Origin of the sequence: Mesorhizobium sp. WSM3626, from assembly GCF_000513935.1 — a bacterium.
Lineage (GTDB): Bacteria > Pseudomonadota > Alphaproteobacteria > Rhizobiales > Rhizobiaceae > Mesorhizobium > Mesorhizobium salmacidum.
In genome coordinates this window covers 20,789-39,742 of sequence record NZ_AZUY01000007.1, presented here as the reverse complement: position 1 = coordinate 39,742, position 18,954 = coordinate 20,789, and the positions used below count along the sequence as shown (strand labels likewise).

Genomic DNA, 18,954 nt, shown 5'->3' with positions numbered 1-18,954 from the left:
TTTCGAAACAGCAGATTACTCGGCGCCGCAGGAAACCTTGCCGGTCAGATCGACCGGCTTGCCATCGCTGTCCTTGTCGGCCGTGCTGTCATAGACGGCGAGTTTGTAATCTCCATCATAGACGCCCTCGTCGCTGGCCCTGGTCAGGATCGTCAGTTCGACCGAACTGTAGGTCTTGGCCAGCTCCTGCTCGTGGTAGATGTTCAGCCGCAGCTCCTTGTTGTCGAGCCAGTATTGGGTGAGGTTGGAGTTCTCGAAAGTGGCCTTGCGCAGCTGATCGCCGGCCGGCCTTGCCTTGATTTCGAGGTCGCCGCGGAAGTTGAAGGTCGGGCCGCCCATGCCGGTGGTGACGCCGGCATCGACCTGGAATTTCACCTGTGGATCATCGACGGAGCACCAGATGCCGCCGGTCGCACAGGCCGTACCGGCCGACAGGAACAGTGCCGTCACGCAGATGATCGTCCGCATTTCCCTTGCCCCCTATTGCCGTTCCCATTGGCGCCGACTTCGCGCAGAGCGTCAAGCGCCGCCAGCTAGGGCTGAGCCAATGCAGAACGGCCGCGCGGCCAATTGCCGTCGCGGAGGTGGATTGGCTAAGAGGGACGTGCCAGAGGGTTTTCATGCACAGCGACAGTTCAAAGACCATCGGCGGCATCAGCCGCGACCGCATCGCGCAATTGCGCGAGACGGAAGGTGCCGTATTCCGCAAGGCGCGGCCGAAATCGCAGGCCAAGGTCGGCAACGGTATCCCCGGCTTCTTCGGCGGCGTGCCTATGCACTGGATGAACGACTGGCCGACGCCGTTTCCGATCCTGGTCGACAGTGCCCGCGGCGCCACGATCACCGACATGGACGGCAACAAGCTCGACGATTTCTGCCTCGGCGACACCGGTTCGATGTTCGGCCATTCGCCGCCGCCGGTGGCACGCGCCCTTCGCCGCCAGGCTGGGCGCGGCTTGACCTACATGCTGCCTTCGGAAGACGCGCTCGCCATCGGGCCGCTGCTGCAGCAGCGCTTCGGCCTGCCGTTCTGGCAGATCGCGACGACGGCGACCGACGCCAACCGGTTCGCGCTACGCGTCGCCCGCGCCATCACTGGGAGAGAAAAAATCCTGGTCTTCAACGGCTGCTATCACGGCTCGGTGGACGAGACGATGGTGCGGCTGATCGACGGCAAGCCCGTCAACAGGCCAGGACTGGCGGGTGAATTCCGCGACCTGACCCGCACGGCCAAGGTCATCGAATTCAACGATGTCGCCGCTCTCGAAGCCGCGCTGAAGGACAGGGATGTCGCTTGCGTCATCGCCGAGCCGGTGCTGACCAATTCCTGCATGGTGCTTGCCGATCCCGGCTACCATGATGCGCTGCGAAAGTTGACGCGCGAAGCGGGCACGCTGCTTTTGATCGACGAGACGCACACGATCTCGACCGGCCCGGGCGGCTACACCAGGAAATATGGGCTGGAGCCGGACTTGTTCGTGCTGGGCAAGCCGATTGCCGGCGGCGTGCCGGCGAGCGTCTGGGGCATGAGCGAGGAGGTCGCGTCGCGCTATGCCGACTACAACAGGACGAAAGAGCCTGGCTATTCCGGCATGGGCACGACGCTGTCGGCCAACCCGCTGCAGTTCGCGGCGATGCGCGCCACGCTCGAGGAGGTGATGACGCAGGAGAATTACGACCGCATGGATCATCTGGCGCGGCGGCTCGATGCCGGGCTGACCGGCGTGATCGATCGCTATCGTCTGCCCTGGCATGTCTCCCGTGTCGGGGCCCGCGTCGAGTTCATCTGCGCGCCCGGCCCGCTGCGCAACGGCGCTGAGGCGGAGGGTGCGCATGCACCGGAACTGGAGGCCGCCATCCATGTCGCGCTGGTCAACCGCGGCGTGCTGATCGCACCTTTCCACAACATGATGCTGATCTCACCGGCAACGTCAGGCGCCCAGGTCAACCGGCTGATCACCTCCTTTGGCGCGGTTGCGGCAAAGCTTGCGGCATGAGACAAGCCACCAAGCCAAACCCGAGTTCCACCATGACCTCACCTTCGGGCTCGACGCCTACCGAGGCGCAAGCCTTCCTCGACGCCCATCCCGAGGTCGAGGCCTTCGATATCGTGCTGACCGACGCCAACGGCGTCGGGCGCGGCAAGATCGTGCGCCGGCATGAGCTGAAAAGTATTTTCGAAGGCGGCCGGCATATGCCGATCTCGATCCTCGGCCTCGACATCACCGGCGAGGATGTGCACGAAACCGGGCTGATCTGGGACAGCGGCGATGGCGATCTCAGGGCCTGGCCGATTCCCGGCACGCTGGTGCCGCTTTACGGCACGAACCCGCCCCGCGGCCAGGTGCTGATGGCGATGCACCATCTCGACGGCCAGCCAATGTCGTCGGACCCGCGGCTGGCGCTCGCCCGGCAGGTCGACATACTGGCGGCCAAGGGCCTCCATCCGGCTGGCGCCTTCGAGCTGGAGTTTTTTCTGCTGGCCAATGAGCGCGATGCCGAGGGCAAGGTGCAGCCGGCGCGCGCGGTGCTCGATGGCCGCGTCTCGGGCAAGACGGAGGTCTATTCCGTCGACCATCTGCACGGCATGGAGCCGCTGTTCTCCGACATCTACACCGCCGCCAAGGCGCAAGGCATTCCGGCCGAGACGGTGATCTCGGAATATGCGCCTGGCCAGTACGAATTGACGCTGAACTACCGCAAGGACGTGATCCGGGCGGCGGACGATCTGGTCATGCTGAAGCGGCTGGTGCGGGCGCAGGCGCGCCGCCACGGCGTCACCGCCTGCTTCATGGCCAAGCCGATCGAGAAATATGCCGGCTCCGGCATGCATTTCCATGTCTCGCTCCAGGACAAGGACGGCCGAAACGTCTTTTCTGAAGCAGCCGGCGAGAACTGGTCGTTGCCGCTGCTGCGTGGCCTCGGCGGGCTGATCCAGACCATGGCGGAATCGATGCTGGTGTTTGCGCCGCACGCCAATTCCTGGCGCCGCTTCGTCTCGCAATCCTATGCACCGGTCGCGCCGACCTGGGGCGTCAACAACCGCTCGGTGGCGCTGCGCGTGCCGGCGGGCGATGCGAAAAACCGGCGTATCGAACATCGTCCGTCCGGCGTCGACGCCAACCCTTATCTGATTGCGGCGACGGTGCTCGCCGGCATCGTCAAAGGCCTCGATGAAGGGCTTGATCCAGGCCCCGAAACGACCGGCAATGGCTATGAGGCGTCCGTCACCCGTACGACGATGCCGGCCGATTGGCGCGCCGCCATCGAAGCAGCCAAGGCATCCAGCTTCCTGAAAGGCGCGCTCGGCGAGGACCTGCACCGCACCTTCGTGGCAATCAAGCAGTCCGAATACCTGCGCGTGGCGCGCACGGTCAGCGAACTGGACTATCATCTCTACCTGCACGAAGTCTGATGGCTGGGTGACCCGGCGACGATCACTTTTTCGCCGTCGTCATCAAAATGAGGTGGCGTATCAGCCATCCCATAGAAATATTGGCGGAACCTTCCCGAGGCCTCGCTCATTCCTGACTTGATCGCGAGAGCGGACAAGGCCGCCAGGGATATGATTGCGAAGATGCCGACAACGCCGGCGCCGCACCACGCCAAGGTGCAGGCGAGGCACTGGCCGAAGCAGCAGCCAGCCGAAACACCTGATGACGATGCCGCGGACACAGTTTCCGAATTGCGAGAGGTCGCGAAGGGATGCCGCCGCTGTCCGCTCTGGCGCGATGCGACGCAGACGGTATTCGGTGAAGGGCCTGACAATGCCAAGGTGATTTTTGTCGGCGAACAGCCGGGCGACCAGGAAGACCTCGCCGGCCAGCCATTCGTCGGCCCGGCGGGCAAAGTGTTCGATGCCATATTGGACGATGCCGGGGTCGATCGCCTGAAGGTCTACGTCACCAACGCGGTCAAGCACTTCAAATTCGAGCCGCGCGGCAAGCGGCGCATCCATTCCAAGCCGAATGTCGGCGAGGTTCAAGCCTGCCGCTGGTGGCTCGACCAGGAGTTTGACCTGATCAAGCCGAACGTCGCCGTGGCGCTCGGCGCCACGGCGGCGCTGTCCCTGCTTGGCAAGGCGATACCGGTGACCAAGATGCGCGGCCAGGTGATCGAACGCGAGGATGGCTTGCGGGTCTTCATCACCATTCATCCCTCCTTCATCCTGCGCATTCGTGATCACGCCGACAAAGAGGCCGAACGCGAGCGGTTTTTGCAGGATATGAAGCAGGTGAAGCGGCTTATGGCCGCTTGATTGCCGGTCTAGAGCGGTTCAGTGTTTGTTGGAATCGCCGAACCGCTCTAACTCTTGGTTTTCACGCAATTCCAGGCGGAAAACCGCTACGCACTTTTCCTGGAATTGCTCTAGCGCGCGTCGCGTCGAAACGGACTCATGCGACGCGCTTTAGGTCTTTGTGTTGATGCATGTCCTTCCCCCAAATCCGAGGTCACTTGGGCGACATGCATTAGCGGACGAGAATTGCCCTGAGATCGTTGACGTTCGTGCCGGTGGGGCCGGGCACGAAGAGATCGCCGACGGCATTGAAGGCCGTCCAGGCGTTGTTGCCGGCGAGCATCGCCTTGGCATCCACGCCCGCCGCGCGCATGCGCGAAACAGTCGAGCCGTCGGCGAAGGCGCCGGCATTGTTTTCCGAACCGTCGATGCCGTCGGTGTCGGCCGCCAAGGCATGAATACCCTCCACGCCATTGATGCCGATGGCGAAGGCGAGCAGGAATTCCGAATTGCGGCCACCCTTGCCTTTGGCCCGCAAGGTCACGGTGGTCTCACCGCCAGAAAGGATCAGAACCGGCTTTTGGAAGGGCCGGTTGCGCGTCGCCACTTCGCGGGCGATTGCCGCGTGGACGCCGCCGACCTCGCACGCTTCGCCTTCAACGGCATCGGAGAGGATGACGGCTTCTATGCCTTGCCGCCTCGCTTCCACTGCTGCCGCTTCCAGCGACACACCGGCAGAGGCGATCAGGTGCACTTCGTTGCGCGAAAAGCGCTCATCGTCGGGATCTGGCGCGTCGGCCGCAGGCGACCGGATATGCGCCATGACTGCGTCCGGCAGTTTCATGCCATAGGCTGATATCGAAGCCAGGGCATCTTCACGGCTGCCGGTATCGGGAACGGTCGGGCCGGACGCGACAAGGGCCGGATTGTCGCCGGGGATGTCGGAGACCACCAGCGACACCACCTTGGCCGGCCAGGCCGCGGCAGCCAGCCGGCCGCCCTTGATGGTGGAGAGGTGCTTGCGGATAGTGTTCATCGCCGCGATCGGCGCGCCGGAGGCGAGCAGCGCCTCGTTGACGGCACTCTCGTCGGCGAGCGTCAGGTCGGCGGCGGGAGACGGCAGCAGCGCCGAACCCCCGCCGGAAATCAGCGCCACGACCAGATCGTCCGCTGTCAGCCCGTGCACCTTCTCCAGCAGCCGCCGCGAGGCCTCGAGCCCGGCGGCGTCCGGTACAGGATGCGCCGCCTCGATGATCTCGATGCGCTCGCATTTGGCACCATAGCCGTAGCGGGTGACGACCAGGCCCTCGATCGGGCCATCCCAGACCTTTTCGAAGGCCGCGGCCATCTGCGCCGAGCCCTTGCCGGCGCCGATCACGATGGTGCGGCCCCTTGGCTTGGCCGGCAAATGGTCGCGGATGGTACGCTCCGGATCGGCGGCGGCGACGGCGGCATTGAAGATCGAGGTAAGAAAAACCTTGGGATCGGGCACGGTCATTCGGGGTCCGCGGACAGCGCCAGCTCGCGCCTGTCCATGCCCAGGTGATCGCACAGCGCATCGACCACCACGCCATGATCCTGGCGCTCCGGCAGGCCGGACACCGCGATCACACCGATGACACCGGCGCCCTTGACCGTGACCGGGAAGCCGCCGCCGGCCAGCACGTAGTCAGCAATATCCAGCCCCTCGCCGATCTTGAAGGTGCGGTCAGGACGTTGCTGTTCAAGCACCAGACGGTAAGTGCTTCTGAGATAGCGCTTCACGACATTGATCTTGCGCCGCGCCCAGTCGGGGTTGGAAGCGTTCGAACCCGGCATGGCGGCATAGAAAAGCGGCCGGTCCCATAGCCTGATGTCGACGATAATCGGCAGGTTCTCGGCCATTGCACGACCACGGATGGCTGCGCCGATCTCGAAGGCGACGGCCTCGTCGAAGGCTGCGAAGACAAGGGTCTCTTCCTGTCTCTTGATCAGAGCGATGTCGTCAGCAACGGCCATGTCTCTTTTCTCCGAAAATCGTGACGTTTCGTTTGTACGACAACATCGGCCGGGTCAAGCTTGCATCGCGGCGCCCCCTCATCCGGCCGCTGCGCGGCCGCGTTCTCCCCGGTTGGGAGAAGAGCCTGGCGCCAGCGCCGGCGGTCTCCTCTCTCCTTGGGGAGAGGCCGGATCGCCCCGAATTGCCCTTCGCAATTCGGTTGGCAAGACGGGGTTCACCCCGCGATCATGTCGCTCTTGGCCGCCCGCCCCGCCACATAGACCTCGCGCACGGCTCGGTCGTCGCCAAGCGTCTGCAGCAGAAACAATTCCTGCGCCAGCGTCTCGACCGTTTCCATCCTGAGCCGCATGGCGGGCGTCGCCCTGGCATCGAGCACGACGATGTCTGCATCGGTGCCTTCCTCCAGCGTGCCGATCTTGTCCGCCACCGACAGCGCCTCTGCGTTGCCGCGCGTGATCTGCCAGAAAGACTGGAACGGGTTCAGCTTCTCGCCATTGAGCGCGATGACCTTGTAGCCCTCGTCCATGGTGCGCAGCATCGAATAGTTTGTGCCGCCGCCGACATCGGTGGCGGCCCCTATGCGCAACGGCTTGTCGCGGCGGCGAAAGCGCTGATAGTCGAACAGGCCGGAACCGAGGAACAGGTTCGAGGTCGGGCAGAACACGGCCACCGAACCGCTGTCCGACAGCGCGTCCGCCTCGCGCTCCGACAAATGGATGCAGTGGCCGAACAGGCTCTTTTTGCCCAGCAGCCCATAATGCTCGTAAACATCGGTGTAGTCGCGCGACCAGGGGTAGAGTTCCCCGGTGAAGGCGATCTCGGCGTGGTTTTCGGACAGATGCGTCTGCATGTGCAGGTCGGGATGTTCGCGGCACAACGCGCCGGCCATCTCCATCTGCTCCGGTGACGAGGTGATGGCGAAACGTGGCGTGATGGCATAAAGCTGGCGGCCCTTGCCGTGCCATTCGGCGATCAGCGCCTTGGTGTCGTCATAGCCCGATTGCGGCGTATCGAGCACGCCTTCGGGTGCGTTGCGGTCCATCATCACCTTGCCGGCGACGTTGAGCATGTCGCGCGCATGCGACTCGGCGAAGAAGGCTTCCGCCGACGCCTTGTGCACCGAGCAGTAGGCGGCAACCGTGGTGGTGCCGTGGCGCACCGTCTCATCGAGGAACAGGCGCGCGATGCGGCGGCCATGCTGGGCGTTGGCGAATTTTGTTTCCTCGGGAAAGGTGTAGGTGTTCAGCCAATCGAGCAGTTCGGCGCCATAGGACGCGATGACCTGCATCTGCGGGAAATGCACATGGGCATCGATGAAGCCCGGCAGCAGGAGATGCGGCCGGTGGTCGATTTTTTTTGCCGTCTCACCGGCCTCTTTCTCGACATCGGCATAGGCGCCTGCTGCAACGATCCTGCCGTCGCTAATCAGCAGCCCGCCATCCTCCTCGTAGCGCCAGGCGGAGTGGTCGTCGATGGTTTGCGGCCAGCGCACGAAGGACAGCGTGCGGCCACGCAGAAGTGTCGAGGTCATGCTTATTTCCCCGCGCCTTCGAACCACGCCACCAGCAACGCCCGTTCCTTGTCGGTGATCTGGCTGACATTGGCTGGCGGCATGGCGTGGCTGCGGCCGGCCTGCAGATAGATCTCGCGGGCATGCTCGGCGATGCCAGCATCCGTATCCAGCATCACCCCCTTGGGTGCGTGATAGATGCCTTCATAGACCGGCTCCTGCGCATGGCACATCGAGCAGCGGCCGAGCACGGTGTCGCGCACGGCCGGGAAATGCGCCGAAGCGATATAGACCTCAGCCGCGGCGGAGGCCTTGGGCTCGCCCGTCAGCACCTTCGGCACCGTCGACAGCCAGATGATGATGAGGAACAGGACCAGGGCGCCCAGCCAGGTCCAGTGCGGATTGCCGGCGCGCTTGTGCACGCTGTTGAAATAATGGCGGATCAGGACGCCGATGATGAACACCAGCGAGGCGATGATCCAGTTGAACTCGGTGCCGAACGCCAGCGGATAATGGTTCGACAGCATCAGGAACAGGACGGGCAGCGTCAGATAGTTGTTGTGGAGCGAACGCTGCTTGGCGATCTTGCCGTATTTCGGATCCGGCTTGCGGCCGGCGATGAGGTCGGCGACGACGATCTTCTGGTTGGGAATGATGACCATGAAGACGTTGGCCGACATGATCGTCGCGGTGATGGCACCCAGATGCAGGAAGGCGGCGCGGCCGGTGAACAGATGCGTCAGCCCCCAAGCGATGAACACCAGCACGCCGTAGAGCACCAGCATCAGGCCGGTATCGCTCTTTCCGAGCGGCGAGCGGCACAAGAGATCATAGACCACCCAGCCGACGCCGATCGTCGCCATCGACAGCAGGATGCCGACCGGTACCGACATCGGCAGCACGTTGGGATCGATCAGGAACAGGTCAGCGCCGGCGTAATAAACCACGCACAGCATCGCGAAGCCGGAAAGCCAGGTGGCGTAGGATTCCCATTTGAACCAGGTCAGGTGTTCCGGCATCTCGGACGGCGCCACCAGATATTTCTGGATGTGGTAGAAGCCGCCGCCATGCACCTGCCATTCCTCGCCGAAGGCCCCAACCGGCATGCCCGGGCGCTGGCGCAGACCAAGATCGAGTGCGACGAAGTAGAAGGACGAGCCGATCCAGGCGATGCCGGTAACGACGTGCAGCCAGCGCACGGCGAAGCTCAGCCAGTCCCAGAAAATCGCGAAATCCATCATTGAAGTCGTCCCTGCCGATCCGGTGACTTTACGGTGTGGTGCGCAAACGAAAAGAGGCGAGGTGTACGATGACTTTCAAAAAAAATTGGAAAATACTAGTTTGATGGCCACAAACCGGCGAAGGTGCTCCGTATGGCCTATCTCGACAACATCGCCGTCTTCGTCCGCGTCGTCGAGCTCGGCAATCTGTCGGCGGCCGGCCGCGACATGCGCATTTCGCCGGCTGTCGCCTCCAATCGCATCAAGGAACTGGAGAAGCATCTCGGCGTGCGGCTGTTCAACCGCACCACCCGGCAGTTGATGCCAACAGAACACGGCACCGTTTTCTATTCCGGCGCCAAGCAGGTGCTGGAAGCGATCACCGAGGCGGAGGCTGCCGTCTCGGCGCTGTCCGGCCAGCCGCGCGGCACCATCCGCGTCACCGCGCCGCTCGGTCTCGGGCGACGGCTGGTGGCCTCGGGCATTCCCGATTTCCATGACAAATACCCTGACATCGAGGTGCGGCTCAGGCTCTCGGACCACAATGTCGACATCATGAAGGAAGGCATCGACGTCGCCTTCCGGCTCGGCATCATCGAGGATTCCAGTCTTCGGATGCGTGGCATCATGGAATGCGAGCGCGTGCTGGTCGCCGCACCAAAATATCTGGAGGCGCGCGGCGAGCCGATGGAGCCGCAGGAGCTGATCGGCAGGAAACATGATTGCCTGATGCTGCGCTATTCCGGCGCGCGCGAATATGTCTGGACCTTGCAGACCCCGACCGGGCCGCAAAAGTTCGAGGTACACGGCCCATACGACACCGATGATGGCGACGTGCTGACCGGTTGGGCGCTGTCAGGGCGCGGCATCATCAACAAGCCGCGCTTCGAGGTCGAGCCGTTCATCCGCGACCGCCGGCTGAAGGTGATCCTGAGCAACACGCCACCGACGCCGGTGCAGTTCGCGGCCGTTTATCCGCACAAGAAGCTGCAGGACCCCAAGGTGCGGCTGCTGCTCGACTTCATGGCGGAGCGCTGCCAGCGGCTGATCAAGGATCTTCTGGCCGGCAAGTAGGCGGAAGGGCGAACTGGCCTGCAAGTGATGGCCTCGTGGCCTATCCGATCCGGTTGCCTTGCGCGAAAGCCAGCCTAGGCTGGTCTAGCCGGGGCCATCACCTTGCCCTGCAGGGCCCGATGATCCGCGGTCACGTGGCTGACCAGCGCCGTCATGATCTCGGCGGCCGCCAGCGCGGCGATGACGGGCGGGCGCTTGTCCTTGACCGCATCGCCGCCGATCGGCGAGACGAGGCGGGCGAATTCAGCCTCCGTACCGTCCGCCGACTTCAGGAACCAGCTCCTGAACGTGGCTTTCTTGGTCTTCGACCCGATCATGCCGACATAGGCCGCGTCGTCGCGTTTCAGCGCCTCGGCGACGATCAGGAAATCGAGCGCATGGTCATGAGTGAGGATGGCGAAGGCGGTGCCGGCCGGGGCGTTGCGCACCTCGGCCTCCGGCATGGGGGTCAGCCGAGTCTCCACGGTTTCCGGCATGCCTTCCAGCGCCTCGGCGCGTGTTTCGATGACGACGCCGCGCACGGGAAGGAGCGCAATGGTCGACGCCAGCGCCTGGCCGACATGACCGCCGCCGAAAATATAGACATGCGGCATATGAGCTTCCTCGGCTTCCGCCGCCGCGACCAGTTCGGCGGCCAATGCGGTATCGACCAACCGGATCAGCACCTCGACCCGCCCGCCACAGCACTGGCCGATTTCGGGGCCGAGCGGGACGTCAAGCGTGGTGCGGACTTCGTCGACCGCGACGCGGGACGTCGACTGCAGGCGGTTGGACCCACCCGATGGCGCCACCATCTGCCGCGCCTTGTCGATGGCCATGTATTCGAGTTGACCGCCGCCGATCGTGCCAAAGATCGCCGTTCGCGAGACGAGCATGAAGGCGCCCTTCTCACGCGGCGTCGAGCCCCTGGTGCCGGCCACTTCGACCAGGGCAAGACGGCCGACGCCGCCGAGAAAGGCTTTCAGGCTTTGTGCTTTCGAGTTCATGGTTTCACGGTTCCCGAATGGGAAATATAGGCTTTTTCGGTCCGAATTGCACGTTCTGCCAGATTCAGGCGCTAGCCTTGATCGCTTTCTTCAGCCGCTCGATTGCCATCAGCACGCGTTCCGGCGTTGCCGGGGCGTCGAGGCGCGGGCAGATCTTGTGGTCGGCGACGCTGGCCACTGCGTCCGACAGGGCGTGCAGCACCGCCATGCCATGCGGCAGCGGCGGTTCGCCGACCGCCTTGGAGCGATGGATGGTCGGTTCATAGGCCTGCGACCAGTCAGTCAGCGCCACGTTGAAGATCTTCGGTCGGTCCGACGCCAGCGGGATCTTGTAGGTCGACGGCGCATGCGTGCGCAGCCGGCCCTTGTCGTCCCACCACAATTCCTCGGTGGTCAGCCACCCCATGCCCTGGATGAAGCCGCCCTCGACCTGGCCGAGGTCGATGGCCCGGTTCAGCGAACGGCCGCAATCGTGCAGGATATCGGCGCGCTCGACGACATATTCGCCGGTTAGCGTGTCGACCGACACTTCGGCGCAGGCCGCGCCATAGGCGTAGTAATAAAAGGCGTGGCCCTGGCCCTTGCCGCGGTCCCAGTGGATCTTCGGCGTCTTGTAGAAGCCGGCTGCCGAGAGCTGCACACGCGCAATATAGGCCTGCTTGACCAGATCGTTGAAGCTGACCTCCTGGTTGCCGACGCGCACCCGGTTTGGCAGGAACACCACCTGGTCGACAGGGATCTGGTATCTCTCGGCGGCAAAGTCGGTCAGCCGATGGCGGATCTGGCGCGCCGCGTTCTGTGCCGCCATGCCATTGAGATCGGCGCCCGAGGACGCCGCCGTCGGCGCGGTGTTGGGCACCTTGGCGGTGGTGGTGGCGGTGATCTTCACGCGGTCGAGGTCGATCTGGAATTCCTCGGCCACGACCTGCGCCACCTTGAGGTGCAGGCCCTGCCCCATTTCGGTTCCGCCATGGTTCATGTGCACCGAGCCGTCGGCATAGACATGCACCAGCGCGCCGGCCTGGTTGGACTCGGTCTTGGTGAAGGAGATGCCAAACTTGACCGGCGTCAGTGCCAGGCCGCGCTTGATGAAGCGGCTGTTGGCGTTGAAGGCGGAAATCTCGCGACGGCGGCGTGCATAGCTGGCGCTCTCTTCCAGTTCCGCCACGATGCGCTGGATGATGCAGTCCTCGACCTTCTGGTGATAGGGCGTGACGTTGCGGCCGCCGATCGCCTCCATCGGGTCGTAGAAATTCAGCTTGCGGATCTCGAGCGAATCCTTGCCGACCGAAAAGGCGACCTCGTCGATGACGCGCTCGGCGCCGATCATGCCTTGCGGGCCGCCGAAGCCACGGAAGGCGGTGTTGGAGACGGTGTTGGTAAAAAGCGGCGCCGATTTGGCCAGCACCGCTGGATAGAAATAGGCGTTGTCGCAGTGGAACAGCGCACGATCGCCGACCGGGCCGGACAGGTCGGCTGAAAAGCCGCAGCGCAGAGCGTAGGTGAAGTCGACGCCAAGGATGTTGCCCTCGTCGTCGAAGCCGACCTCGTAGTCGATAGCGAAATCATGCCGCTTACCGGTGGCGGTCATGTCCTCGTCGCGGTCGAGCCGGATCTTGACCGCGCGCTTCAGCCTCTTGGCGGCAATGGCGGCGATCGCGGCGCACTGATTGGCCTGCGTTTCCTTGCCGCCGAAGCCGCCGCCCATGCGGCGCACCTCCACCGTTACCGCGTTACTCGGCACGCCGAGCGTGTGGGCGACCAGATGCTGCGTCTCGCTCGGCCCCTGGGTCGAACAGTAGACGGTCACCTCGTCGTCCTCGCCGGGGATGGCGAGCGACACCTGGCCTTCGAGGTAGAAATGGTCCTGGCCGCCAAGCCACATGCGGCTCTTGATGCGGCGGGGCGCTGCCTTGATTGCCGCGGCCGCATCGCCGCGCTTCAGGACCAGCGGCGTGGTCACCTGCTTGTCCTTCGTCGGATCAAGGTCCCAGATGTCGATCACGGCGGGAAGCTCGTCATACTCGATCCTGGCCAGGCGCGCGGCGCGCCGGGCTGCCTCGCGCGTTTCGGCAATCACCGCGAAGATGGGCTGGCCGAAGAACTGCACCTTGCCTTCCGCCAGCACCGGATCGTCATGCATGTTGCTGGGCGAGACATCGTTCTCACCCGGCACGTCGGCATAAGTCAGCACGTCGACGACACCGGGGGCCGCGCGCACCGCCGAGAGATCGACGCTTTTCAGAACGCCATGCGCCACCTTGGACAGGCCAAGGCCGGCATGCAGCGTGCCGGCCGGCTCCGGCATGTCGTCGATATAGACGGCGCCGCCGCTGACATGCTTGTGGGCGGAATCATGCCGCTGGTCGGTAGCGATGCCGCCGACGATCTTCTCGGCCTTGTGGTTTGATGTGGCGTGCTTGTTCATCAGGCCGCCTCGCTGCGCGATACCTGCACCGGCACCTTGGTGCCCGTGGTTTCCACGTAAAAGCGCAACAAAAGGTTTTTTGCAGCCAGAGCTCGATATTCGGCGCTCGCGCGCATGTCGGTGAGCGGCGTGAAGTCCTTGGCGTATTCCGCCATCGCCGCCTCCACCGTCGCTTCGTTCCAGGCCTTGCCGATCAAAGCCTGTTCAACGGCCGCAACCCGCTTCGGCGTTGCCGCCATGCCGCCATAGGCGATGCGGATGTCGGCTACCGTGCCATCCTTGGCCAGAGCCAGGCAGAAGGCCCCAAGGGTCGCGGTGATGTCCTCGTCCCGGCGCTTGGTGACCTTGTAGACGGCGAATTTCACGTCCTTTGCCGGCACCGGCACATGCAAGGCCTCGACGAACTCGCCTGGCTGGCGGTCCTGCTTGCCATAGGCGATGAAAAAATCCTGCAACGGGATCGTGCGCCGCGTCTTGCCCTTGCGCAAAGTCAGCCGTGCGCCGAGTGCGATCAACGGCGGCGGCGTGTCGCCGATCGGCGAGCCGTTGGCGACGTTGCCGCCGATCGTGCCCATGTTGCGAACCTGTTCGCCGCCGATGCGGTCGAACAACGGTCCCAACGCCGGGATGCGTTTCGACAGTATCGAAAAAGCTTCGGTGTAGGTGACGCCGGCGCCGATCGATATGACACCATCGTCTTCCGTGATGGTGCAAAGCCCCGGCAGATTGCCGATGAAGATCGCCGGCGAGATTTCGCGCATATGCTTGGTCACCCACAGGCCAACGTCGGTCGAACCGGCGACGACGGTGGCGGTGGGTTCTTTTTCGAAGACAGAAGCGAAATCGTCGGCATCGGCCGGCACGACCAGCCGCGTCTTGCCGGAGTCCATCTCGATCCTGGCGCCGTCGCGCAACGCCTGCAGCCGTGTCGTGATGTCCCGGCGCTCCGCCGCCAGCGGGTCCTTCGCCGCCTTGCCATAGCTCGAGATGGCGTGCGCGGCACGCATGATCGCCTCGTAACCGGTGCAACGGCAGAGATTGCCTTGCAAAGCCTTTTCTATCGTCGCATCCGACGGGTCCGGCGACTTCATCCACAGGCCATAGAGCGACATGACAAAACCCGGCGTGCAGAAGCCGCATTGCGAGCCATGGAAATCGACCATCGCCTGCTGCACAGGATGCAACTGGCCAGCTTCGCCACGCAGATGCTCGACCGTCACGACATGGGTGCCGTCGAGCGAGCCGAGGAAGCGGATGCAGGCATTGACGCTTTCATAGACCAGTCCGGCGGCCGAAAGCTTGCCGATGAGCACGGTGCAGGCGCCGCAATCGCCCTCGGCACAGCCTTCCTTGGTGCCGCGCAGCGAACGGTCGAGCCGCAGCCAGTCGAGCAAGGTCGCATCGGGCGCCACGGATGACAGCGCGATATCCCTGCCATTCAGAATGAAGCGGATTTCGTTGCGGATGTTGACCTTGGCCATGCCTCAGCTCCCCCTGTAGGTGGAATAGCCGTACGGCGAGATCAGCAATGGTACATGATAATGCACCGCCTCCGCCATGCCGAAGCGGATCGGCACGCTGTCGAGGAAGGCAGGCGCGGGCAGCTTCGTGCCCTGGCCGCGCAGATAGTCGCCAGCCGCGAACACCAGCTCGTATTCGCCGGTGCGGAAGTCGGCGCCCGCCAGCAGCGGCGCGTCGCAGCGGCCGTCGGCATTGGTGACGACCGTCTTCAGAAGCGTGCGGGCGGAACCCTCCAGATGGTAGAGTGCGACCGACAATCCCGCCGCCGGCCTACCGGTCGCGGTATCCAGGACATGGGTCGTCAGACGCCCGCCATCGGCTTTCGACGTTTCTGCCATTGGCCGCCTCCCATTTTCCAATATGAATAAATTGGCCGGTACAATCGAGCACTAACGATGAATTGTGCGCCAATTAAAGGCGATGCATAAGTCCCGGTCGAGCGGAGTGCGACAAAAACACTTTCAAAAATTTTGAGGGGAATGCGAGAAGCACCCTTTCGATATCCTGATCATACTTCCGGTGATGCCGGGCGCGGAGGGACGATGCGTTACACCAGGGACATGCGTGGCTACGGAACCAATCCGCCGGATCCGAAATGGCCTGGCGGCGCGCATGTCGCCGTGCAGTTCGTCGTCAACTACGAAGAGGGCGGCGAGAACTGCGTGCTCCACGGCGACAAGGCTTCGGAAGCCTTCCTGTCGGAAATCGTCGGTGCGGCGCCCTGGGTGGGCCAGCGCCACTGGAACATGGAATCAATCTACGAATATGGTGCGCGGGCCGGCTTCTGGCGGCTGCTGCGCCTGTTCAGCGAAGAGCAAGTGCCTGTGACTTGCTATGGCGTCGCCACGGCGCTCGCGCGCTCACCCGACCAAGTCACGGCCATGCAGGAAGCCGGCTGGGAAATCGCCTCGCACGGGCTGAAGTGGATCGATTACCGCGATCACGACGCCGAGGACGAGCGCCGCGACCTCGAAGCGGCGATCAAGCTGCACTACGAGGTGACCGGCCAGCGCCCGACCGGCTGGTACACGGGCCGCACATCGGTCAACACGGTGCGGCTGGTGGCCGAAGAAGGCGGCTTCGATTACGTCTCGGACACCTATGACGACGAACTGCCTTACTGGTTCGAGCATGCGGACGGCACGCAGCTCATCATCCCCTACACGCTCGACGCCAATGACATGCGCTTTGCCACGCCGCAGGGTTTCAACTCGGGCGACCAGTTCTTTGCCTACCTCAGGGATAGTTTCGATACGCTCTATGCTGAGGGCAAGGCAGGCAGGCCGCGCATGATGAACATCGGCCTGCACTGCCGCCTCGTCGGACGGCCGGGCCGGGTGGCGGCGCTGAAACGCTTCGTCGATTATGTCAAATCGCACGACAAGGTCTGGCTGGCGCGGCGCATCGACATCGCCAAGCACTGGCAGGAAAATCACCCCTATCAACCGGCCGCTCTGCGCCCGTCGAAGATGGAATTCGAGACGTTCGTTCACACCTTCGGCGGCGTGTTCGAGCATTCGCCCTGGATTGCCGAACGGGCCTACGAGCTGGAACTCGGCCCAGCGCACGACACAGCCGGCGGCCTGCACAATGCGCTCTGCCGTATCTTCCGTTCCGCCAGCGAAACCGAGCGGCTCGGCGTGCTCAACGCCCATCCCGACCTCGCCGGCAAGCTGGCCAAGGCCAGGCGGCTGACGACGGAATCGACCAGGGAACAGGCTTCCGCCGGTCTCGACGCGCTGACCGACAAGGAGCGTGAATTGTTCTCCAAGCTCAACGCCGCCTACGTCACCACCTTCGGCTTCCCCTTCATCATCGCGGTGAAAGGCAAGACAAAGGAGGAAATCCTCGCTGAATTCGAAGCCCGCATCGGCAACGGCCGCGGCGTCGAATTCGAAACCGCTTGCAAGCAGGTCGAGCGCATCGCGCTGCTCCGCCTCAAGGACATGCTTCCACAATAGGTTTGAACCATGGATACGATCAGGATGCCCGAGCGCACCTATTATGCCCCACAGGGCGGCCATTCCGGCCAGAACGAACTTCTGACCGGACGCGCCGTCTTCACCGAGGCCTATGCCGTCATTCCCAAGGGGGTGATGCAGGACATCGTCACCAGCGCCTTGCCGTTCTGGGACAAGACCCGCGTCTGGATCCTGTCGCGGCCGCTGTCCGGCTTTGCCGAGACGTTTTCGCAATACATCGTCGAGGTCGCGCCCGGCGGCGGCAGCGACCGGCCCGAGCCCGATGCCGGCGCCGAGGGCGCCCTGTTCGTGGTCGAGGGCGAACTGACGGTTCTGCTCGACGGCAAGAAGCATAGCTTGAGCCCCGGCGGCTTTGCCTTCCTGCCGCCGGCCAGCGGCTGGACAGTCCGCAACGAAAGCAAGGCGGCTGTCCGCTTCCACTGGATACGCAAGGCATATGAGGCGGTGGATGGTCTCGAGATTCCCAAGGCCTTCTTCACCAACGAACAGGAGATCGCGCCGACCCCGATGCCGGGCACCGAGGGCCGCTGGGCAACGACGCGGTTCGTCGATCCCGCCGATCTGCGCCACGACATGCACATGACCATCGTCACGCTCGAGCCCGGCGCGGTCATTCCTTTCGCCGAGACACATGTCATGGAACACGGGCTCTATGTGCTCGAAGGCAAGGCGGTCTACCGGCTCAACCAGGACTGGGTGGAGGTCGAGGCCGGCGACTATATGTGGCTGCGCGCGTTTTGCCCGCAGGCCTGCTATGCCGGCGGCCCCGGCAAATTCCGCTATCTGCTCTACAAGGATGTCAACCGGCACGCCAAGCTCGGCGGGGCTGGCATCGCGAAGCGGACGTCATGACCCGCATCGTCGCGCGGCCGCTGACCCGTGAGGCCTTTGCCGAATTCGGCGACGTCATCGACATGGGCGGCGACAATCACTATCCGATCAATGGCGGCAAGGCCGAGCGCTATCACGATCTCGCCACCGCTGAAGCTGCAGGACACAACGCCCGCGTGCTGATTTCCATGGTACGCGGCACGCCCTACGAGATGCCGCTGAAGCTGACCATGGTCGAGCGTCATCCGCTCGGCAGTCAGGCGTTCATCCCGCTGTCGCCGCGTCCGTTCCTGGTCGTCGTCTGCCATGACGGCAAGGAGGGGCCGGGCGAACCACATGCCTTCATCACCGCGCCGGGGCAAGGCGTCAACTATTCCCGCAATCTCTGGCACGGCGTGCTGACGCCCATCGGAGAGCCTCAGGACTTTTTGATCGTCGACCGTGGCGGCGACGGCGCCAATCTCGAGGAATTCCATTTCTCGCACGCCTACGAGATCCATATCCCCGACGAGAGCTTGTGATGACCGACATTTCGCTGATCGACCGCCTGCTCGACGTGATCGAGCACGACATCGTGCCGAAGACGGCAGAAGGTGTCGCGCGCGGCAACAAGCTGTTCGGCGCGGCGATCCTGCGCAAGGGCGACCGGTCGCTGGTGCTGGCCGAGACCAACAACGAGATGGAAAACCCGCTCTGGCATGGCGAGGTGCATTGCCTGAAGCGCTTTTACGAAATGCCTAAGGCCGAACGTGTCGACACGAAAGATGCCATCTTCATTGCCACGCATGAACCCTGTTCGCTCTGCCTGTCGGCGATCACCTGGACCGGCTTCGACAATTTCTACTATTTGTTCAGCCACGAGGATTCGCGCGACAGTTTCGCCATTCCGCATGATCTCAAAATCCTGAAAGAGGTCTTCACCCTTGATCCCGGCGGCTACAACGCCGAGAACGCCTATTGGAAAAGTTTTTCGATCCGCAGGCTGGTGAGAGCGCTGCCCGAGGTCGAGCGCCAGCGGCTGGAGGAGCGGATCGGCAGGATTTCCGGACGCTATGACGAGCTGTCCGGCGCCTATCAGGCGAACAAGGCCGAAAACGACATTCCGCTTAACTGAGCTTCCGTCTCAATATCGCCGCTTGAATTACCCCCTTTATGGGGGCATATTG

General features: G+C 63.6%; 17 protein-coding genes. 8 read left to right on the top strand and 9 right to left on the bottom strand.

Features of this window, described 5'->3' with window-relative positions:
- Positions 1 to 15: 15 nt before the first annotated feature.
- On the bottom strand, positions 16 to 468 hold the full coding sequence (locus M653_RS0107580; protein ID WP_027142792.1) for a hypothetical protein: 453 nt from the start codon (positions 466 to 468) through the stop codon (positions 16 to 18).
- A gap of 152 nt (positions 469 to 620) precedes the next feature.
- Here M653_RS0107580 and M653_RS0107575 point away from each other — a divergent pair, with 152 nt between their 5' ends.
- The 3 genes from M653_RS0107575 to M653_RS0107565 all read left to right on the top strand — a co-directional run bounded on the left by M653_RS0107575 (position 621) and on the right by M653_RS0107565 (position 4,258).
- Positions 621 to 1,997 (top strand): aspartate aminotransferase family protein, encoded by a 1,377-nt coding sequence (locus tag M653_RS0107575; protein WP_027142791.1) that lies wholly within the window; start codon positions 621 to 623, stop codon positions 1,995 to 1,997.
- A 32-nt stretch (positions 1,998 to 2,029) separates the two neighbouring features.
- Positions 2,030 to 3,415 carry a glutamine synthetase family protein gene (locus M653_RS0107570; RefSeq protein WP_027142790.1) on the top strand — a complete coding sequence of 462 codons (1,386 nt, stop codon included), beginning with the start codon at positions 2,030 to 2,032 and terminating at the stop codon, positions 3,413 to 3,415.
- Positions 3,416 to 3,532: 117 nt separating this feature from the next.
- Positions 3,533 to 4,258, top strand: coding sequence for a UdgX family uracil-DNA binding protein (locus M653_RS0107565; RefSeq protein WP_280940096.1), 726 nt, complete (start codon positions 3,533 to 3,535; stop codon positions 4,256 to 4,258).
- A gap of 211 nt (positions 4,259 to 4,469) precedes the next feature.
- Here the strand turns inward: M653_RS0107565 and M653_RS0107560 are convergent, their stop codons facing one another.
- The 4 genes from M653_RS0107560 to M653_RS0107545 all read right to left on the bottom strand — a co-directional run bounded on the left by M653_RS0107560 (position 4,470) and on the right by M653_RS0107545 (position 8,987).
- Positions 4,470 to 5,735, bottom strand: coding sequence for a glycerate kinase (locus tag M653_RS0107560; protein WP_027142788.1), 1,266 nt, complete (start codon positions 5,733 to 5,735; stop codon positions 4,470 to 4,472).
- Positions 5,732 to 6,235, bottom strand: a complete 504-nt coding sequence (locus M653_RS0107555; RefSeq protein WP_027142787.1) for a heme-degrading domain-containing protein — start codon at positions 6,233 to 6,235, stop codon at positions 5,732 to 5,734. The genes M653_RS0107560 and M653_RS0107555 overlap by 4 nt, the downstream gene beginning before the upstream one ends.
- A 215-nt stretch (positions 6,236 to 6,450) precedes the next feature.
- Positions 6,451 to 7,767, bottom strand: a complete 1,317-nt coding sequence (guaD, locus tag M653_RS0107550; RefSeq protein WP_027142786.1) for a guanine deaminase — start codon at positions 7,765 to 7,767, stop codon at positions 6,451 to 6,453.
- A 2-nt stretch (positions 7,768 to 7,769) separates the two neighbouring features.
- Complete coding sequence (locus M653_RS0107545) at positions 7,770 to 8,987, bottom strand: urate hydroxylase PuuD (protein WP_027142785.1); 1,218 nt, start codon at positions 8,985 to 8,987, stop codon at positions 7,770 to 7,772.
- A 132-nt stretch (positions 8,988 to 9,119) separates the two neighbouring features.
- Here M653_RS0107545 and M653_RS0107540 point away from each other — a divergent pair, with 132 nt between their 5' ends.
- Positions 9,120 to 10,040 (top strand): LysR family transcriptional regulator, encoded by a 921-nt coding sequence (locus M653_RS0107540; RefSeq protein WP_027142784.1) that lies wholly within the window; start codon positions 9,120 to 9,122, stop codon positions 10,038 to 10,040.
- Positions 10,041 to 10,114: 74 nt separating this feature from the next.
- Here M653_RS0107540 and xdhC read toward each other — a convergent pair whose 3' ends face one another.
- From xdhC to uraH, 4 genes are all read right to left on the bottom strand, one after another.
- Entirely contained in the window at positions 10,115 to 11,026 is a 912-nt protein-coding gene (gene xdhC, locus M653_RS0107535) for a xanthine dehydrogenase accessory protein XdhC (RefSeq protein WP_027142783.1), read from the bottom strand.
- A 64-nt stretch (positions 11,027 to 11,090) separates the two neighbouring features.
- Positions 11,091 to 13,454: a xanthine dehydrogenase molybdopterin binding subunit gene (xdhB, locus tag M653_RS0107530; RefSeq protein ID WP_027142782.1), complete on the bottom strand. Its 2,364-nt coding sequence runs from the start codon at positions 13,452 to 13,454 to the stop codon at positions 11,091 to 11,093.
- The gene (xdhA, locus tag M653_RS0107525; protein ID WP_027142781.1) at positions 13,454 to 14,935 is read right to left on the bottom strand and encodes a xanthine dehydrogenase small subunit; all 1,482 of its coding nucleotides are present in this window, start codon (positions 14,933 to 14,935) and stop codon (positions 13,454 to 13,456) included. Before xdhA ends, xdhB begins: the two co-directional genes overlap by 1 nt.
- 3 nt (positions 14,936 to 14,938) lie before the next feature.
- Positions 14,939 to 15,313: a hydroxyisourate hydrolase gene (gene uraH / locus M653_RS0107520; protein ID WP_027142780.1), complete on the bottom strand. Its 375-nt coding sequence runs from the start codon at positions 15,311 to 15,313 to the stop codon at positions 14,939 to 14,941.
- Between the two features lie 204 nt (positions 15,314 to 15,517).
- On the opposite strand from uraH, the gene puuE reads away from it, so the two are divergent.
- The 4 genes from puuE to M653_RS0107500 are packed head-to-tail and all read left to right on the top strand — an operon-like array spanning position 15,518 to position 18,902.
- The gene (puuE, locus tag M653_RS0107515) at positions 15,518 to 16,936 is read left to right on the top strand and encodes an allantoinase PuuE (protein ID WP_027142779.1); all 1,419 of its coding nucleotides are present in this window, start codon (positions 15,518 to 15,520) and stop codon (positions 16,934 to 16,936) included.
- 9 nt (positions 16,937 to 16,945) lie between these two features.
- A complete protein-coding gene (locus M653_RS0107510) occupies positions 16,946 to 17,809 on the top strand; it encodes a bifunctional allantoicase/(S)-ureidoglycine aminohydrolase (RefSeq protein WP_027142778.1) in 864 nt (287 codons plus the stop codon).
- Positions 17,806 to 18,309: an ureidoglycolate lyase gene (locus M653_RS0107505; RefSeq protein WP_027142777.1), complete on the top strand. Its 504-nt coding sequence runs from the start codon at positions 17,806 to 17,808 to the stop codon at positions 18,307 to 18,309. The genes M653_RS0107510 and M653_RS0107505 overlap by 4 nt, the downstream gene beginning before the upstream one ends.
- Entirely contained in the window at positions 18,309 to 18,902 is a 594-nt protein-coding gene (locus M653_RS0107500) for a nucleoside deaminase (protein WP_027142776.1), read from the top strand. The genes M653_RS0107505 and M653_RS0107500 overlap by 1 nt, the downstream gene beginning before the upstream one ends.
- The last annotated feature ends 52 nt before the right edge of the window (positions 18,903 to 18,954 follow it).

Excerpts from the sequence above, each read along its gene's own strand:
- M653_RS0107580 (WP_027142792.1), bottom strand. The coding sequence starts at position 468 with ATGCGGACGATCATCTGCGTGACGGCACTGTTCCTGTCGGCCGGTACG.
- M653_RS0107575 (WP_027142791.1), top strand. The coding sequence starts at position 621 with ATGCACAGCGACAGTTCAAAGACCATCGGCGGCATCAGCCGCGACCGC.
- M653_RS0107570 (WP_027142790.1), top strand. The coding sequence starts at position 2,030 with ATGACCTCACCTTCGGGCTCGACGCCTACCGAGGCGCAAGCCTTCCTC.
- M653_RS0107560 (WP_027142788.1), bottom strand. The coding sequence starts at position 5,735 with ATGACCGTGCCCGATCCCAAGGTTTTTCTTACCTCGATCTTCAATGCC.
- M653_RS0107555 (WP_027142787.1), bottom strand. The coding sequence starts at position 6,235 with ATGGCCGTTGCTGACGACATCGCTCTGATCAAGAGACAGGAAGAGACC.
- guaD (WP_027142786.1), bottom strand. The coding sequence starts at position 7,767 with ATGACCTCGACACTTCTGCGTGGCCGCACGCTGTCCTTCGTGCGCTGG.
- M653_RS0107545 (WP_027142785.1), bottom strand. The coding sequence starts at position 8,987 with ATGATGGATTTCGCGATTTTCTGGGACTGGCTGAGCTTCGCCGTGCGC.
- M653_RS0107540 (WP_027142784.1), top strand. The coding sequence starts at position 9,120 with ATGGCCTATCTCGACAACATCGCCGTCTTCGTCCGCGTCGTCGAGCTC.
- xdhC (WP_027142783.1), bottom strand. The coding sequence starts at position 11,026 with ATGAACTCGAAAGCACAAAGCCTGAAAGCCTTTCTCGGCGGCGTCGGC.
- xdhB (WP_027142782.1), bottom strand. The coding sequence starts at position 13,454 with ATGAACAAGCACGCCACATCAAACCACAAGGCCGAGAAGATCGTCGGC.
- xdhA (WP_027142781.1), bottom strand. The coding sequence starts at position 14,935 with ATGGCCAAGGTCAACATCCGCAACGAAATCCGCTTCATTCTGAATGGC.
- uraH (WP_027142780.1), bottom strand. The coding sequence starts at position 15,313 with ATGGCAGAAACGTCGAAAGCCGATGGCGGGCGTCTGACGACCCATGTC.
- puuE (WP_027142779.1), top strand. The coding sequence starts at position 15,518 with ATGCGTTACACCAGGGACATGCGTGGCTACGGAACCAATCCGCCGGAT.
- M653_RS0107510 (WP_027142778.1), top strand. The coding sequence starts at position 16,946 with ATGGATACGATCAGGATGCCCGAGCGCACCTATTATGCCCCACAGGGC.
- M653_RS0107505 (WP_027142777.1), top strand. The coding sequence starts at position 17,806 with ATGACCCGCATCGTCGCGCGGCCGCTGACCCGTGAGGCCTTTGCCGAA.
- M653_RS0107500 (WP_027142776.1), top strand. The coding sequence starts at position 18,309 with ATGACCGACATTTCGCTGATCGACCGCCTGCTCGACGTGATCGAGCAC.